Origin of the sequence: Streptomyces sp. PT12, from assembly GCF_003311645.1 — a bacterium.
GTDB lineage: Bacteria > Actinomycetota > Actinomycetes > Streptomycetales > Streptomycetaceae > Streptomyces.
This window is the reverse complement of record NZ_QEST01000008.1, coordinates 1-16,478: the sequence shown is the minus strand read 5'-3', so window position 1 is coordinate 16,478 and position 16,478 is coordinate 1. Positions and strand designations below refer to the sequence as shown.

The 16,478-nt window shown below is 74.2% G+C and carries 11 protein-coding genes; 5 read left to right on the top strand and 6 right to left on the bottom strand.

Annotated elements, in window-relative coordinates; translation table 11 throughout:
- Positions 1-152 precede the first annotated feature (152 nt).
- Positions 153-2,555 carry a phosphoenolpyruvate synthase gene (gene ppsA, locus DEH69_RS00080; RefSeq protein WP_369008256.1) on the top strand — a complete coding sequence of 801 codons (2,403 nt, stop codon included), beginning with the start codon at positions 153-155 and terminating at the stop codon, positions 2,553-2,555.
- A 99-nt stretch (positions 2,556-2,654) separates the two neighbouring features.
- Here ppsA and DEH69_RS00075 read toward each other — a convergent pair whose 3' ends face one another.
- The gene (locus DEH69_RS00075; RefSeq protein ID WP_258534325.1) at positions 2,655-3,485 is read right to left on the bottom strand and encodes a universal stress protein; all 831 of its coding nucleotides are present in this window, start codon (positions 3,483-3,485) and stop codon (positions 2,655-2,657) included.
- Between the two features lie 122 nt (positions 3,486-3,607).
- On the opposite strand from DEH69_RS00075, the gene DEH69_RS31145 reads away from it, so the two are divergent.
- From DEH69_RS31145 to DEH69_RS00060, 3 genes are read left to right on the top strand one after another with little or no spacing between them, the layout of a single operon-like run.
- Positions 3,608-3,757 carry a hypothetical protein gene (locus tag DEH69_RS31145; RefSeq protein WP_181727180.1) on the top strand — a complete coding sequence of 50 codons (150 nt, stop codon included), beginning with the start codon at positions 3,608-3,610 and terminating at the stop codon, positions 3,755-3,757.
- Between the two features lie 12 nt (positions 3,758-3,769).
- Positions 3,770-5,170: a PQQ-binding-like beta-propeller repeat protein gene (locus DEH69_RS00065; RefSeq protein WP_181727179.1), complete on the top strand. Its 1,401-nt coding sequence runs from the start codon at positions 3,770-3,772 to the stop codon at positions 5,168-5,170.
- 43 nt (positions 5,171-5,213) lie between these two features.
- Entirely contained in the window at positions 5,214-6,293 is a 1,080-nt protein-coding gene (locus tag DEH69_RS00060) for a LacI family DNA-binding transcriptional regulator (protein ID WP_309302745.1), read from the top strand.
- 89 nt (positions 6,294-6,382) lie between these two features.
- Here DEH69_RS00060 and DEH69_RS00055 read toward each other — a convergent pair whose 3' ends face one another.
- The 4 genes from DEH69_RS00055 to DEH69_RS00040 all read right to left on the bottom strand — a co-directional run bounded on the left by DEH69_RS00055 (position 6,383) and on the right by DEH69_RS00040 (position 11,655).
- Positions 6,383-6,787 (bottom strand): hypothetical protein, encoded by a 405-nt coding sequence (locus DEH69_RS00055; RefSeq protein ID WP_113684772.1) that lies wholly within the window; start codon positions 6,785-6,787, stop codon positions 6,383-6,385.
- Positions 6,788-7,160: 373 nt separating this feature from the next.
- On the bottom strand, positions 7,161-7,682 hold the full coding sequence (locus tag DEH69_RS00050) for a hypothetical protein (RefSeq protein WP_113684771.1): 522 nt from the start codon (positions 7,680-7,682) through the stop codon (positions 7,161-7,163).
- Positions 7,683-7,973: 291 nt separating this feature from the next.
- Positions 7,974-10,457 (bottom strand): SpoIIE family protein phosphatase, encoded by a 2,484-nt coding sequence (locus DEH69_RS00045; RefSeq protein ID WP_113684770.1) that lies wholly within the window; start codon positions 10,455-10,457, stop codon positions 7,974-7,976.
- Positions 10,458-10,650: 193 nt separating this feature from the next.
- Positions 10,651-11,655 carry a 2-hydroxyacid dehydrogenase gene (locus DEH69_RS00040; RefSeq protein WP_113684769.1) on the bottom strand — a complete coding sequence of 335 codons (1,005 nt, stop codon included), beginning with the start codon at positions 11,653-11,655 and terminating at the stop codon, positions 10,651-10,653.
- Positions 11,656-11,848: 193 nt separating this feature from the next.
- Here DEH69_RS00040 and ppdK point away from each other — a divergent pair, with 193 nt between their 5' ends.
- Positions 11,849-14,629, top strand: a complete 2,781-nt coding sequence (gene ppdK, locus DEH69_RS00035; RefSeq protein ID WP_258534323.1) for a pyruvate, phosphate dikinase — start codon at positions 11,849-11,851, stop codon at positions 14,627-14,629.
- A 64-nt stretch (positions 14,630-14,693) separates the two neighbouring features.
- Here the strand turns inward: ppdK and DEH69_RS00030 are convergent, their stop codons facing one another.
- The gene (locus tag DEH69_RS00030; RefSeq protein ID WP_113684767.1) at positions 14,694-16,196 is read right to left on the bottom strand and encodes a fused MFS/spermidine synthase; all 1,503 of its coding nucleotides are present in this window, start codon (positions 16,194-16,196) and stop codon (positions 14,694-14,696) included.
- Positions 16,197-16,478: the final 282 nt, after the last annotated feature.

The window sequence follows — 16,478 nt, the reverse complement described above, 5'->3', positions numbered from 1 at the left end:
TGCAACGGAAGGGCTCGGACGCGGCGGGCGGCGGGAACCCGGGGGACCGGCCGGTGTTTGGACGCCGGACCCGCGGAAACTCGGGCACAACGCGACATATCGGGCGCTTCGGAGGAGCCGTGACGGATGACCGAGACGCCGCCGACCCCAGGGTGCGGTGGCTGGACTCCCTGTCCTCCGACGACGTGGCGCTGGTCGGCGGCAAGAACGCCTCGCTGGGCGAGATGCTGAAGCACCTGGTGTCGCGGGGGCTGCGCGTGCCCATGGGCTTCGCCGTCACCGCGCGGGCCTACGGGGACTTCCTCGACGCGAACGACCTGCGCGGCCGCGTAGCGGAGCGGATCGACGCGCTGCGGCACGGCGATGACCTGTCCGCCGTCGGCGCCGATGTGCGGCGCATGGTGCTGGGCGGGCACGTTCCGGCCGATCTGGAGCGTGCGATCCGCGCGGCGTACCGGGAGCTCTCGGCGCGCCTGTCCCGGCGGGACCCGGATGTCGCCGTGCGCAGCAGCGCGACGGCCGAGGACCTTCCGGAGGCCAGCTTCGCCGGTCAGCAGGAGACGTTCCTCAACATCACGGGCGAGGACGCGCTCATCGACGCATGCAGGCGCTCGTATGCCTCCCTGTTCACGGACCGTTCGATCAGCTATCGGGAGCACCACGGGTTCGACCATCTGCGCGTCGGCCTGTCCGTCGGGGTGCAGCAGATGGTCCGCTCGGATCTGGCGGGGGCCGGGGTGATGTTCACGCTCGACACCGACAGCGGCTTTCCGCGCACGGTGCTGATCAACGCCGCGCCGGGGCTCGGCGAGTCCGTCGTGGCGGGGACGGTGGACCCGGACGAGTACCAGGTGTTCAAGCCGCTGCTCGGCCGGGACGACCTCACCCCCGTCATCTCGCGCACGATCGGCGGCAAGCTGACCAAGGTCGTCTACGGCGAATCGGCCGCCTCGCCCACCGAGACGGTGGAGACCGGCGCGGCGGAGCGCGAGGCGGCGGTCCTCGACGACGCGGAGATCCTTCAGCTCGCCCGGTGGGCGGTGGCGGTCGAGGACCACTACGGCTGCCCGATGGACCTGGAGTGGGCCAAGGACGGGCCGAGCGGCGACCTGTTCGTCGTGCAGGCCCGCCCCGAGACCGTTCAGGCCAGGCGTTCGACGGGCACGCTGCGCTCGTATCGGCTGAACGAACGCGCCGAGCCCCTGGTCCGTGGCCTGGCCGTCGGCGACGCCATCGCCACGGGAACGGTGTGCGCGCTGGCCGACGCGAGCGAGATCGACCGGTTCGTGGAGGGCGCGGTGCTGGTCACGCGGGCCACGGACCCCGACTGGGAGCCCGTGATGAAACGGGCCGCGGCCATCGTCACCGAGCACGGCGGGCGCACGTCGCACGCCGCCATCGTCAGCAGGGAGCTGGGGGTCACCGCCGTGGTCGGCGCGGGCGGCGCGCGCCGCGCGCTCGGGGACGGCCGCACGGTGACGGTGTCGTGCGCGGAGGGGGAGGAGGGCCGGGTCTATCCGGGCGCGCTGGACTTCGAGGAGCGCGAGATCGACCTCGGGTCCGTTCCGGGGACGCAGACGTCGGTGATGCTCAACATCGCCCATCCATCGGCCGCGTTCCGCTGGTGGCGGCTCCCCGCGGACGGCGTGGGCCTGGCCCGCATGGAGTTCGTCGTCAACAACCTCATCAAGATCCACCCGATGGCCCTGGTCCACTTCGACGACCTCACGGACGACGCGGCGCGCGCCCGCATCGAGGAGCTGACGCGCGGCTACCGGGACAAGGCGGCGTTCTTCGTGGAGCAGCTGGCCTATGGCATCGGCAGGATCGCCGCGGCGTGGTGGCCGCGCCCGGTGATCGTCCGCATGAGCGACTTCAAGACGAACGAGTACGCCCAGCTCGTGGGCGGCGCCGCGTTCGAGCCCGCGGAGGAGAACCCCATGCTGGGCTGGCGTGGCGCGAGCCGGTACTACAGCGAGGGGTATCGGGACGGCTTCGGCCTGGAGTGCCGCGCCGTGCGCCGGGTGCGGGAGGATATGGGGCTGGACAACGTGGTGGTGATGATCCCGTTCTGCCGCACCGCGGGGGAGGCGGACCAGGTGCTGCGGACGATGGCCGAGCACGGGCTGCGGCGGGGCGAGAGGGGCCTGGAGACCTATGTGATGGCCGAGATCCCGTCGAACATCATCTCGGCTGACCGGTTCGCCGACCGGTTCGACGGCTTCTCCATCGGCAGCAACGACCTGACGCAGCTCACCCTGGGCGTGGACCGCGACTCCGAACGGCTCGCGCCGCTGTTCGACGAGCGCGACCCGGCGCTCGCGCGGAGCGTGGAGGCGCTGATCGACGCCGCCCACGCGCGGCGGCGCAAGGTCGGCCTGTGCGGCCAGCGCCCGAGCGACGACCCGGACTTCGCGCGTTTCCTGGTCGAGTCGGGGATCGACTCGATCTCGGTGTCGCCCGACAGCTTTCTGGCCGTCAAGGACCATGTGGCGCGGGCGGAGCGGCGCATGGGGCGCGCGGGGCGCGGCGGGCGCGGGCGCCGCGCGGCGTGAACGCGACCGGCGGCACGGCGACCGGCGGCACGGCGACCGGCGGCACGGCGACCGGCGGTCGCGGCTTCGCCTCCGCGGGAGCCACCTCACGCGTCGGGCTCAAGCCTCGGGGACGACGGCGACCGGGCAGGGGGATGTGCTCAGGAGGGCGTGGCTGAGCAGGCCGAGCTGGAGCCCGGGGACGCCGGATCGCCGCCGGTGGGCGCCGAGCACGAGGAGGTCGGCCTCGTCGGCCGCGGCGAGCAGGGCGTGGCGGGGGCTGTCCTCCAGCGTCTCGAGGCGCACGGGCACGTCCGATGTGCCGGAGGCGGCCGCGAGCGCCTCGTCGAGGAGGTCGCGCTCCTGGCCATCGGGCGCGGCCCGCTCGGGCGACCTGACGTGCACGGCCGAGATGTCGCTGCCGCGCGTCCTGGCGTCGTCGAACGCGAACTGGGCGGCCCGCAGCCCCTGTGGCGTGCCGTCGAGGGCGAGCAGCACCGTTCCGTTGCGGGTCCCGCGGTTGGCCGCCGCGCCGCGGACCACGACGACGGGGCACCTCGCCCGCGCGGCGACGCCCAGGCCCGTCGAGCCGAGCAGGGCGCCCATGAGGGGGCCGCGGCCGCGGTTGCCGACCACGACCATCGACGCCTCGTCGCTCTCCGCGACCAGCACATCGACCGGGTCGTCGGCGAACACCTCGCAGCTGACGGCGACATCGTCGCGGCGCGCCCGCGCGCGGCTCTCGGCCACGGAGGCGATGTCGTGCCCCATGACGTCGCCCGCCGCGCGGTCCACGGACGCCGAGGGGGTGGTCGCCTCGTAGCGGTTCCACAGGGAGCCGTGGACCGTGCGCAGCGCGTGCCCGTGGCGCGCCGCCGCGTCAACGGCCCAGTCGACCGCGTCGAGGCTCGGATCCGAGCCGTCCACTCCGACCACGATCGGATGCTCCACCGCGCTCACCGCCTCTCGCCCGCGGCGCCTGCCGTTGCTCACACCGCCCGTCGACCTTCAGGGAAACACCGCCGCCGCCCCTCCGCCACGCGACCGCCCTGCGGCGAACGGACCAGGGCGGCGTGAAGGTGCTGGACTTCGGCATCGCCCGCGCCGCCGACCCTTCGGTCACCGGGGACCGGCTGACGCACACGGGGTTCATGGTGGGCACGGCGGCGTACATGGCGCCCGAGCAGGCGCGCGGGCACCCGGAGCGGCGCAGCGACCTGTAGGCGCTCGGCTGTGTGCTGTTCGAGCTGCTGACCGGGCGCATGCCGTTCACCGCGCCCGACGCCGTCGGCTACCTCACGGCGCACCTCAACGACCCTCCCCCGGCGCCGAGCGCCATCGCGCCCGGCGTCCCCGCGGCATGGGACCGCCTGATCCTGCGGCTGCTGGCCAAGGAGGCGCGCGAGCGGCACGCGTCGGCCGCCGCGCTCGCGGTGGCGGGCGGCTCGGCGGCCCTGTATCTGACGGGCGACCCGAGCAAGGACCCCGTCGCCTGGTCACGGCACCTCAGCCATGTCGATGTGCGCAACAACTCGGGCCACGACGTCCTCGTGGCCGACGAGCGCTGCTTTGTGGCCTCGGGCGACTACTACCGGGACAACGCCGTGCTCCACGCGTTCGACGTGGCGGGCGGCGAGCCCCTGTGGGAGGTCCCGCTCGACGCGCTCTGGGTCAGGGACACGCGCTTCGTCGTCGTCGGCGGCACCCTGCTCGCCCTGACCCAGGGCCCCGACGACTCCCATCTCACGCTGCACCACCTCGACGCGGCCAGCGGCGAGCGCCTGGGGCATCCCTCGGTCCCCCTCGACGCGGGCCTCGACCTGCACGGGCCGAGCGGCCTGCTGCTCAAGGCCGAGGACCGGCTGGTGTCCGCGAGCGACGCGCGCACCGGCGACCTGCGGTGGACGGAGGACGGCGACACGTTCACGGCGGCGGGCGATCTGGTGCTGCTCGACGGCGGCAGGGCGCTGTTCGGCGAGACGGGCGAGCAGGTGTGGGAACGCCCCGACCTGTTCCCGACGGGCGGCCCCGGGCTCGCCGTCGGCGAGGACATCCTGGTGTACGAGTCCGGCGACAACGGCCCCGACCTCGTCTTCCGCCACGCGGACACGGGCGAGGCGGTGTGGCGCGGCCCCTTCCTGCGGGATGAGCCCGAGTTCGGCGCGCCCCTGCCGCCCCTGGAGTCGCTGGTGGCGGACACCACCGTGCTCCTGCCGCCGCTCGCGGGGGAACGCGAGCGGCCGACCGCCGTGGACGCGCTCACGGGCGAGCCGCGGTGGACCTACGAAGGCGCCTACGGCGAGGACGGCCGCGTGGCGAGCGTGCCGGGCGCGTTCGTCCTGTCCACCGGGGAGGCGACGGTGTGCCTGGCCGCCGCCGACGGCGCGGAGCGCTGGCGCGACGACGCCGGGGACACAGGCGCGGTGCGGACCACCGACGCGTTCGCCGTGCTCTACCGCACCAAGGACGAGCGGGTGTTCCGGCGCTGGACCACCGTGCGGATCCTCGACGCGGAGGACGGGCGCGAGCGCTGGACGGGCCAGTTCGACAGCACCGATGTGAGCGCCCCCGCGACGGGCGACGGCCTGACGGTCGTCCTCGACCAGGGCGGAACGGTGTGGGCGCTGCGCGTATGACGCTCGGCGACCGCGTGGACGGCCCGGGGGTAGGCTTTGGGGCGTGTCCTCGACAGACCGGTCAACTCCCGCCGACGGCACGCCGACCGGGCCTGTGACCGGCACGCCGACCGGCCCGTTGACCAGCGCGCAGATCGCCGCCCGTGTGGGCGTCTCGGTCGCCACGGTCTCCAAGGTGGTCAACGGGCGCGAGGACGTCGCCCCCCGCACGCGCGCCCTGGTCGAGGACGTCATCCGCCGCTACGGGCACCAGCGGCAGAAGCGCGCCGCCCGCCCGGCCGCGGTGCTTGAGCTGGTCTTCCGCCAGATCCGCGACTCCTACCACATCGAGATCATCAAGGGCGTCCAGCGGGTGGCGCGCGAACACCGGCTCGCCCTCGTGCTGTCCGAGCTGCAAGGCCGCCAGACGCCGGGGCTCGGCTGGGTCGAGGACATCCTCTACCGCCGTCCCACCGGCATCATCGAGGTGTTCTCGGTCCTCACCGACACACAGAGCCGTCAACTGCGCGGCCGCGGCATCCCGTTCGTCCTCGTCGACCCCAACGGCGAGCCCGCGCACGCCTCTCCCTCGGTCGGCGCGAGCAACTGGAGCGGCGGGCTCTCCGCCACCCGGCACCTCATCGGGCTCGGGCACCGGCGCATCGCCGTCATCACGGGGCCCGAGGACGCCCTGGCCAGCCGGGCCCGCGTGGACGGCTTCCGCACCGCGATGGGGACCGCGGGCGTTCCCGTGGATCCGGCGCTCGTCCGCGTCGGCGACTACCGCGCCGAGGAGGGCCTGACGCACGCGCGGGCCCTGCTGCGCCTGCCCGAGCCGCCGACCGCCATCTTCACGTGCAACGACGCGCTGGCGCTCGGCGTGTACCGGGCGGCGGCCGAGGCGGGGCTGCGCATCCCCGACGACCTCAGCGTGGTCGGGTTCGACGACCTGCGCCCGGCGCAGTGGACCGTTCCGCCGCTGACCACCGTTCACCAGCCCCTCGCCGCGATGGCCGCGACGGCGGCGACGATGGTGGTCAGGCTGGCGCGGGGCGAGCCGCTGACCCAGACGCGCGTGGAGCTGGCGACCGAGCTGGTCGTCCGCGACAGCACCGCGCCCCCGCGCCACCGGCACACGGCCTGAAACGCACCGCACCGGCGCGCCGTCAGCGGCCGTTGACCGGCTGGTCGTTGCCCCGGTCGGGGCGCGGAGATAGAGGTCGATCGCGCCGTTCACCGCGCCTCCCGAGCGGTGCCGCGTCCCCGCCGGGCGGCCTTCCGCAGCCGCGCGACGGCGGCGCGGGCGGCGTCGTGGGCGGCGTGCCGCTGGTCGGCGTCGAGCGCGCGGTCCCTCGTGCGGGCCACGGCGGCCAGCAGCCGCCCGACCGGGGCGGCGAGCGCGGAGGACTCGCCCAACGGCGCGAGCGTGGCCACCAGTTCACTCGGAACGATCTCCGGGTACGCCAGCCGCGTCCCGTCGTGGCGCAGCGGGTGGAAGGCGAGCGGGATCAGCCGCTCACGCGCCAGGCAGCTCACGCACGCGCGGTGCGTCCACCCGCCCCCCGACCCGGCATGGTGCACCGCCACCACGACCAGCGGCGGCACCGTCGTCCCGCACGACGCGCACCGCTCCGTCACGACCCACCGCCCGAACCCACGCGGGCGGCACGGTCACGCACCCGCTCCGGGCAGCCAAGACACGGAACAAGCGGCACCGCGGGCGGACACTCCCGCCCCACGATCACCGTGACCGGCGAGTCCTCGTCCAACGGCGGCGGCGCGGGCTCGGGATCGGGCAGCGGGGTACGCCTGGTGTCGTTGGTCTTGGAACACCTGCACGGGGTTCCCGCCGCCCAACCGCTTGCGCCACCGACCGCCGCCCCGGCTACCCCGGTGAAGCCGCCTCCGGCAGGGGGCCACAGTCCCGCCGCCGAACAAGGCGACACGGACCAGCACGAGGGGCGGGCTCGGGGCGTTCGCGCGCCATTCAGCGCGCCGTTCAGCGCGCCGTTCAACGGCCGCTGTGGCGCAGCCTGAGGCGGTGGCGGGGGTGGGAGCGCAGCTCGGGATGGAGGTTCCAGCCCGCTTCCGTGGCGACGCGCAGGACGTACCCGGCGCCCGCGCCCCGGTAGAAGTGCACGCCGAGATCCAGGTCGCGGTGGGCCGCGAAGAGGTGCGGGGACTTCTCGACGAGCCGGGCCTTCTTCCCTATCCGCCGCTCCACGCGCGCCCGGTAGTACGCGGCGTCGCCCTCCCGCACCAGCTCGACCGGGGTCACGCACCAGCGCGGGATGAACGGAACGCGGCCCAGCGTCGCGTCGAGCACCCGCACCGCGCCGCTCTCGGCGCGCGGCACCAGGTAGACGAACAGCTGGACCACCGACGCGACGCCGTAGAAGCACAGCGCGAGGAGGACCCACAGCACCCACCACAGCGGCAGGAACAGCAGGGTCAACGGCAGGAGCACCAGCCAGCGCAGCGCGGCGGACCGGACGGGAAGCGGCCCCCAGGCCGGGTCATCATGGTGGTGCACGGACGCTTTCCCCCGGTTCGCGATGGCGCGCTCGACGGCGCGCGGGCGAGTATACGGGGCCGCCTGCGCGGTCGCCTGCGGTCGCCTGCGGCGGGCTCAGCGCGCAGTCACGTGCGGGGGCGCCTGTGGCTGAGCCGCCTGCGGCGCGCTCGGGGTGGCGCACGACGCGGAGTTGCCCCCGGCGCGGGGCCGCATGCGCCAGGTGCGGAGCGGGGTCGCCTCCGGCGCGGGGTCGCCCGCGGAAGCGCTTGGCGCGCAGCCGTTCGCGCGCGCGGCCCCGCAGGGGGGCGTTCAGGTGGGGAGCGGCTGTTCGACCCAGATGGTTTTGCCGCTTGTGGTGTAGCGGCTGCCCCAGCGTTGGGCCAGGGAGGCGACCAGCATCAGGCCGCGGCCCGTCTCGTCGAGTGAGCGGGCGCGGCGCAGGTGGGGGGCCGTGCTGCTCGCGTCGAACACCTCGCAGATGAGCGCCTTGTCGAGGATCAGCCGCAGCTTGATCGGGGGCGCCGCGTGGCATATCGCGTTGGTGACCATCTCGCTGCTGAGCAATTCGCAGGTGAGCGCGGTGTCTTCGTCGAAGCCCCACGCGGTGAGGCGTTCGTTGACGCGCTTGCGCATCTCGGCCACCGAAGGGGGGACCGGGTCGACGTCCCACGTGGCCACGCGCGAGGGGTCGAGCGTGCTGGTCCTGGCGAACAGCAGGGCGACGTCGTCCTGCGCGCCGTCCTGGGGCAGCAGCGCGCCGAGCACGGTGTCGCACAGGTGGTCGAGCGAACGGCCCGGGTCGGCCTCGGGGCGGCCGAGCACGTCGCACAGCGTGCGCAGCCCCGTGTCGAGGTCCCGGCCCCGCCCTTCGAGTAGCCCGTCGGTGCCCAGGGCGAGCAGGGCGTTCTCGGGCAGCTCGCGTTCGACGGGCTCGTAGGGCAGGCCGCCGAGTCCCAGGGGAGGTCCGAGCGGCATGTCCCACACCGTGACCGTGCCGTCGGGGAGCCGCAGCACGGGCGGCGGGTGGCCCGCCCCGGCCAGCGCGCACCGGCGGGATATCGGGTCGTAGACGGCGTAGAGGCATGTGGCGCCGGTCTCGTCGGCCCGCTCGGTGTCGTGGGTCTCGTCGGTGTCGTGGGTCTCGTCGGTGTCGTGGGTCTCGTCGGTGTCGTCGGTGTCGTCGGTGTCCAGGCTCAGGCGCACCACGAGGTCGTCCAGGTGGGTGAGCAGCTCCTCGGGCGGCAGGTCGAGGTCGGCCAGGGTGCGCACGGCGGTGCGCAGCTGGCCCATGGTGGCCGACGCCCTGACGCCGTGGCCGACCACGTCGCCGACGACCAGGGCGACCCGCGCGCCGGAGAGCGGGATCACGTCGAACCACGCGCCCCCGACCCCGGCGTGCGGCGTGGCGGGCTGGTAGCGGGAGGCGGTGAGCACGGCGGCGGAGCGCGGCAGCGCGCGGGGCAGCAGGCTGCGCTGGAGCGTGAGGGCGACCTCGTGCTCCCTGGTGTAGCGGCGGGCGTTGTCGACGCAGACGGCGGCCCGCGCGGCGATCTCCTCGGCCACCAGCACGTCGTCGTCGGCGAACGGCTCGGGGCGGCGGTGCCGCACGAGCACCGCCACGCCGAGGACCGTGCCGCGCGCCCGCAGCGGCACGGCAAGCGTCGCGTGGACGCCGGACTCGCGGAAGATCGCCGCCCTGGACACGCTCTCGCCGCTCCAGCAGCGCGACACCTCATCGGCGTCGTCGCAGCGGATGGTCCGGCCCTCGCTCAGCGCCCTGACCCGGGGCGAGCGTTCCGGGTAGACCTCGAGGGCGCCCAGGTGCACCACGGCCTCGGGCACGCCGTCGTGGATCGAACGGTGCGCGGCGCGCAGGAGCGTCAGGTGGCGGGCGGTGGGGTGCTGGCCGTCGAGCGGGGCGAGCAGGTCGACGGTGATGAAGTCGGCGAGCCTGGGGACGCACACCTCGGTCAGCTCCTCGGCCGTCCTGGTGACGTCGAGGGAGGTGCCGATGCGGACGCTGGCCTCGTTGACCACGACGAGCCGTTCCCTCGCGGCGTGTTCCTCGCTGGTGTCGTGGGCGGTCAGGCTCGCCCCGATGGACCGGCCTTCGGGGTCGCGCAGCGGCACCATGACCATCCGCCAGGGGTGCACGCGGCTCTCGCCCCCGGTCCGCATGGTGATGTCGAGGTCGTGCGGCCGCCCGCCGCGCAGCACGCCGCGCAGCGCGCGCTCCACCGCCAGGTGCTCCTCCCTGCCCCCGATCTGCGGCAGCAGCAGCCCGCGGACCTCGTCCTCGGGCAGGCCCATGACGCCCTCCATCCTGACGTTGATCTTGCGCAGCCGAAGGTCGGTGTCGTAGATCGCGGTCGCGCAGGGGGACTGGGCGAAGCCCCACGGCACCAGGTCCTCGTCGCCGGGGCGTGGCTCCCGCCCGCTCAGCGCGGTGACCAGGAGCCAGCCGCCCTCCCCCGCCCCCGGGGCGCCGCGGTGCGCCACGAGGGGAACGGTGACCCGGTGGCCTTCGCGGTGGCGCAGCGCGAGCGAGCCGTTCCAGCGGCGCAGGCCCGCCAGGCCCCGCAACGTCTCGGAGGGCGGGCCGTCGGCGAGCAGCCTGGCCGCGTGGCGGCCGAGCGCTTCCCGTTCGGACCAGCCGAGCAGGAAGCGGGCGCCGGTGCTCCACCGGCTGATGACGCCCGCGCCGTCCACCATGGCCGTCGCGTCCGGTGGCACGTCGACGTCCTCGGCGGCGCTCGCCTGCTCGCGCGATGACGGGGAGCCCTCATCGACCATGGGAAAAATCATTCCATCCCGCCGTGATACCCGCATATCACCGGCTGGCCTCGGCTCCCGGGCCCCGGCTCCCGGGCCCCGGCTCCCGGCCCCCGGGCGCGGCTGCCGCGCGTCGTGCACCGGGGAAGGGTCGGGGGCCAGGGTGGCGCGGTCGTCGTGGCAGGGGGTGTTCCGCGGCCGCGCGGCCTTCCGGTCAGCGCCGGGCGGGCGGCGGGACCAGGGTGTCGTCGCCGGTGCGGCCCGCGAGGTAGTCCTCGACGTTCCTGGCGGTCGTCGCGACGATCTCGCCCACCGCGTCCCGCGTGTAGTACGCCTGGTGCGAGCTGACCAGCACGTTGCGGAACGTCATCAGGCGGGCGAGCACGTCGTCGGTCATCACGTCGAGGGACCGGTCGAAGAAGAACACCCCGGCCTCCTCCTCGTAGACGTCGAGGCCCACGCCGTCGAGCCGTCCGGCGCGCAGCGTCTCCACCAGCGCGTGGGCGTCGATCAGCCCGCCGCGGCTGGTGTTGACGAGGATGGCGTCGTCCTTCATGCGGCCGAGCGCCGCGGCGTCCACGACGTGGTGGGTGTCGGGCAGCAGCGGCAGGTGCAGGCTGATCAGGTCGGCCTCGGCGAACAGCCGGTCGCGGTCGGTGTACTCCATGCCCAGGGCCAGGCACTCCTGGCTCTGGGCCACGTCGTAGCCGAGCAGGCGCATGCCGAACCCCGCTGCGATCCTGGTGAACGCGGTGCCGATCTTGCCGGTGCCCACGACGCCCGCCGTCAGGCCGTGGAGGTCACGGCCCATCAGGCCGGTGAGCCGGAAGTCGAAGTCCCGCGTGCGCGTCGCCGCCCGGGTCACGCGCCGGTTGACGGCGAGCGCCAACGCCCAGGCGAACTCGGCGACCGAGTGCGGCGAGTACGACGACACCCGGGCCACGGTGAGGCCGAGGTCACCGGCCGCGCGCAGGTCGATGTTGTTGTACCCGGTGGCCCGCTGCGTGATCATCCGGGTCCCGCCCGTGGCCAGGCGTTCCAGCACGGCCCGGTCGAGCACGTCGTTGACGCCGCTGCACACCACCTCGAATCCGGACGCCGTGGCCACCGTGTCCGGATCCAGGGTCAGCTCGAGGCAGCGCAGCCGGTGCCGTCTCTCGAACGCCGCCTCGAGCAGGGGGCGTTCGTCCGCCGTGACGCCATACGCGGCGATCTCCATCGCGCGCTCCTTCCCTCACGTTCCGCCGTCCAGTCTCCGCCACTCTCCGCCGCGCGGCGTGGCGGAACGCGGTGCCGGGGCCGGGCCCACCGACGTGACTCCCGCCACGTTTGATACACCAAACGCTCAGATGAGCGCTCCCGGGGGTAGCCTCCCCGTGTCAGGGCAGCCGTTCACGAGGAGTCGAAGTCCCGTGCCGGAGATACGCACCCCTTCCCTCATCCCTCCCTCCCCCTCAGCCACACCCTCAGCCACACCCTCAGCCTCAGCCGCGGCGACGGCCACCGCCGCCGCCCCCACCTATGTCTACGACTTCGCCGAGGGCCACAGGGGCCTCGCCGACCTGCTCGGCGGCAAGGGCGCCAACCTGGCCGAGATGACCAGGCTCGGCCTGCCCGTTCCCCCGGGCTTCACCATCACCACCGAGGCGTGCCGCGCCTATCTGCGCACCGGCGCGGAGCCGGACACGCTGCACGCTCAGGTGAGCGCGCGCCTCGACGCGCTGGAGCGGCGCATGGGCCGCCGCCTCGGGCAGGGCGACGACCCGCTCCTTGTCTCGGTGCGCTCGGGGGCCAGGTTCTCGATGCCGGGGATGATGGACACCGTTCTCAACATCGGCCTGACCGACGCGTCGGTGACCGCGCTCGCGCGCCAGGCCGGTGACGAGCGGTTCGCCTGGGACTCCTACCGCAGGCTCATCCAGATGTTCGGCAGGACCGTCCTCGGGATCGAGGGCGACGCGTTCGAAGACCTCATCGACGACGCGCGGCGGGCGGCGGGCGCCGCGTCCGACGTGGAGCTGACGGCCGGTCACCTGCGCGCGCTGGTCGAACGGTTCAAGGACGTGGTGCGCGCGCGCACCGGGCGCGGCTTCCCGCAGGACCCGCGGGAGCAGCTCGACCTGGCCATCCGCGCCGTCTTCGACTCGTGGAACGGCGACCGCGCCCGCCTCTACCGGCGCCAGGAGCGCATCCCGCACGACCTCGGCACCGCGGTCAGCGTCGTCGCCATGGTCTTCGGCAACATGGGCCCCGACTCGGGCACGGGCGTGGCGTTCACCCGCGACCCCGCGACAGGTCACCAGGGCGTCTACGGCGACTACCTGGCCAACGCCCAGGGCGAGGACGTCGTCGCGGGCGTCCGCAACACCGTTCCCCTGGCCGACCTGGCCGACATCGACCCGGACTGCTACGCCCAGCTCCTGCGCACCATGGAGGTGCTGGAGAACCACTACCGCGACCTGTGCGACATCGAGTTCACGATCGAGCGCGGCACGCTGTGGATCCTCCAGACCCGCGTCGGAAAGCGCACCGCGGCGGCCGCGTTCAGGATCGCCGTGCAGCTGCTCGACCAGGGCCTCATCGACGAGCGCGAGGCCCTGCGCCGGGTCAGCGGCGGGCAGTTGGCGCGGCTGATGTTCCCGAGGTTCGCCACGGGGGCGGCGGGCGACGCGGCGGGCGACGCCGCGGGCGCGCGCCTTGCCACCGGCATCGGCGCCTCGCCGGGCGCCGCGGTGGGCGCCGCCGTCTTCGACTCCGCGACCGCCGTCGCCCGCGCGGCCACCGGGGAACACGTCATCCTGGTGCGCCGCGAGACCAACCCCGACGACCTCGACGGCATGCTCGCGGCCCAGGGCATCCTCACCTCACGCGGCGGCAAGACCTCGCACGCCGCCGTCGTCGCCAGGGGCATGGGCAGGACGTGCGTGTGCGGCGCCGATGAGCTGCGCGTCGACGCCGCCGCGCGCACCCTGACCACCGCGGACGGCACGGTCGTCGCCGAGGGCGAGGTCATCTCCGTCGACGGCACCACGGGCGCGGTGTACCGCGGCGAGGTACCCGTCGCGCCGTCCGCCGTCGTCGAGTACTTCGAGGGAACGGCGCCCGCCGAAGCCGACGACCTCGTGGCGGCCGTGCACCGGCTCATGACCTGCGCCGACCGCGCCAGGCGCCTCGACGTGCGCGCCAACGCCGACACCGCGGACGACGCCGCCCGCGCCCGCCGCTTCGGCGCCGCGGGGATCGGCCTGTGCCGCACCGAGCACATGTTCCTGGGCGAGCGCCGCACGCTGGTGGAACGCCTCATCCTGGCCGGGTCGGACGACGAGCGCGAGGCGGCGCTTGCCGCGCTGCTGCCGTTGCAACGCGACGACTTCACCGACCTGTTCGCGGCGATGGACGGCCTGCCGGTCACCGTGCGGCTGCTCGACCCGCCGTTGCACGAGTTCCTGCCCGACCTCACCGACCTGTCCGTGCGCGTCGCGCTGTCCCACGACGTCCACGACGCCAGGCTGCTGACCGCCGTGCGGCGGCTGCACGAGCGCAACCCCATGCTGGGGCTGCGCGGCGTGCGGCTCGGGCTCCTGGTCCCCGGCCTGTTCACCATGCAGGTGCGGGCCATCGCCGAGGCCGCGGCCCGGCGCGTGGCGGCGGGCGGCGCGCCGCGGCCCGAGATCATGATCCCGCTCGTGGGCACCGTGCAGGAGCTCGAAATCGTCCGCGAGGAGGCGGAACGGGTCATCGCCGAGGTCGAACGCGCCCACGGCACGCGCCTGGGCATCCAGCTCGGCACGATGATCGAGCTGCCGCGCGCCGCGCTGACGGCGGGCCAGATCGCCGAGTCGGCCGACTTCTTCTCGTTCGGCACCAACGACCTCACCCAGACCGTGTGGGGCTTCTCGCGCGACGACGTCGAGGCCAGCTTCTTCGGCGCCTACCTGGAGAAGGGCATCTTCGGCGTCTCCCCGTTCGAGACGATCGACGCCGACGGCGTCGGCGCGCTCGTCACCACCGCCATCGCCGCGGGCCGGGCCACGCGCCCCGACCTCAAGCTCGGCGTGTGCGGCGAGCACGGCGGCGACCCCGAGTCCGTGCACTTCTTCCACGCCGCGGGCCTGGACTATGTCTCCTGCTCCCCCTTCCGCATCCCCATCGCCCGCCTGGAGGCGGGCCGGGCGGCGGTGGCAAGGGACTGACCCACGGGGACCGAGCCACGGCCGGGGGCGGCACTCCCTCAAGGACGGTGCCGGGGAACGGCGTTCACCGCCTCGGGTAGGGCGTGAGGAGCTGGTCGACCGGGGCGAAGTCGTCGGTCAGGACCCGCGCGTCGCCGATCCACTCCTCAAGCGCGGCGCCTTCGACGACCCGCCAGTCGCTGCCGCGCTCGGCGACGCGTTCCCCCCACGCCTCGGTGTCGAAGGCGGTGTCGGAGGCCGCCGCCACGAAGTTGCCGCCCCCGGCACCGTCGAACGCGCCCGGCTCGGCCGCCACCGCGACATGCGCGAACTCCGCGCGCAGCGTCGCGACGGCGGCGCGGACGAACGCCAGCTCGCCATGGTCGACCACATTGACCGCGTAGGCGCCCCCGGGGCGCAGGACGCGCCGGATGTCGGCGGCGGCCTCGCGCGTGGTGAGGTGCCAGGGCACGCTGACGCCGCCGAACGCGTCGCCGACGACCAGGTCGCGGGAGTCCGCGGCGATCCGGCGCAGGCCGACTCTGCCGTCCTCCACACGGACGTTCAGGCTCTCGCCCGTCTCGACGCCCAGGCGTTCCCTGCCGATCTCGACCACGCCGGGGTCGATCTCGGAGACCACGCTGGTGGATCCCGGGCGCACGGCCGCCAGATAGCCGGGGACGGAGAGGCCACCGGCGCCCAGGTGGTAGGCGTCGATGGCCTCGCCCTCGGGATAGGCGGTGTCGACGAGCGAGGCGATCGCCCTGACATAGGCGAAGTCCAGGTGCGCCGGGTCGTCGAGGTCCACATACGAGTGGCGCAGGCCGTCCAGGACAAGGGTCCTGCCGCTGGCCCGCTCGGGGTCGTCGACCACGCTCGCGCAGTGGTAGCGCGTCTCCGCGTCGCAGCCGCTCGGCACCGCGGCGCTGGCCGTCACGCTGCCGCCGACGACCACGCCCGCCACCAGAGCCCTGCGGCCACGGCGCCAGTCGCGCGTCGAGGCGTCGACCAGCACGCCCGTCACCAGCAGGAGCAGCCCGAGCACGATCAGGATGACGCTGACCGGGACGACCGAGATCAGCACAAAACCCGTCAGCACGGTGCCCGCGATCCCACCCGCCGTACCGATCCCCGAGAGCCGCCCCACCACCGTGCCTGTCGTGCCGAGGTCGACGAGCAGCAGCTTGGTGACCATGGGCGTCACCGCCGTGAGCAGCGCGGCGGGCACGAACAGGCAGGCGGAGCCGACATACAGGACCAGGCCGCCGCCCGCCTCGCCCACGAGCCGCACCAGCGCGGGCGTCGCCGCGACGGCCACGCCCGACAGCGCGAGCAGTGGGCCGAGCGCGCGCCGGGGCGCCACGGCGTCGGCGGCCCGCCCACCGGCCCATGACCCGAAGGCGATCGCGGCGAGGGCGATGCCGATCACCGTGGTGTTCATCTCCATGGTGAGCCCGATGTACGGCGCGAGCAGGCGCAGCGCCGCAAGCTCGACGACGAGCACCGCCGCCGACGAGCCGAACACCAGGACCGCACCGGCCCTCGGCCCGATCCCCGTCGCACGCGCCGCTTCCTCCGCCACCACCATGCCCGCTCCCCTGGGAAATCCGCGAAAGACCCTTTCCCGGCGAACCTACAAGCAGCGGGCCGCTGTCCGGAAAACGGCCCGGACAACGGCCCCGCTCATCAGGGCGGGGGTACCGTCCTGAATGCCACACGCAGGACGAACACGGAGAGCATCCTGCACCGAGTGCTGGCCCCGCACACCACCCCCGACGCCGGGATGCCGCGATGACCGAGGCGCAGGAGATCGGCAGGCGCATGCGAGACGCGCGGCTCCGCCTGGGCTACACACAGGCCGATGTCGCTG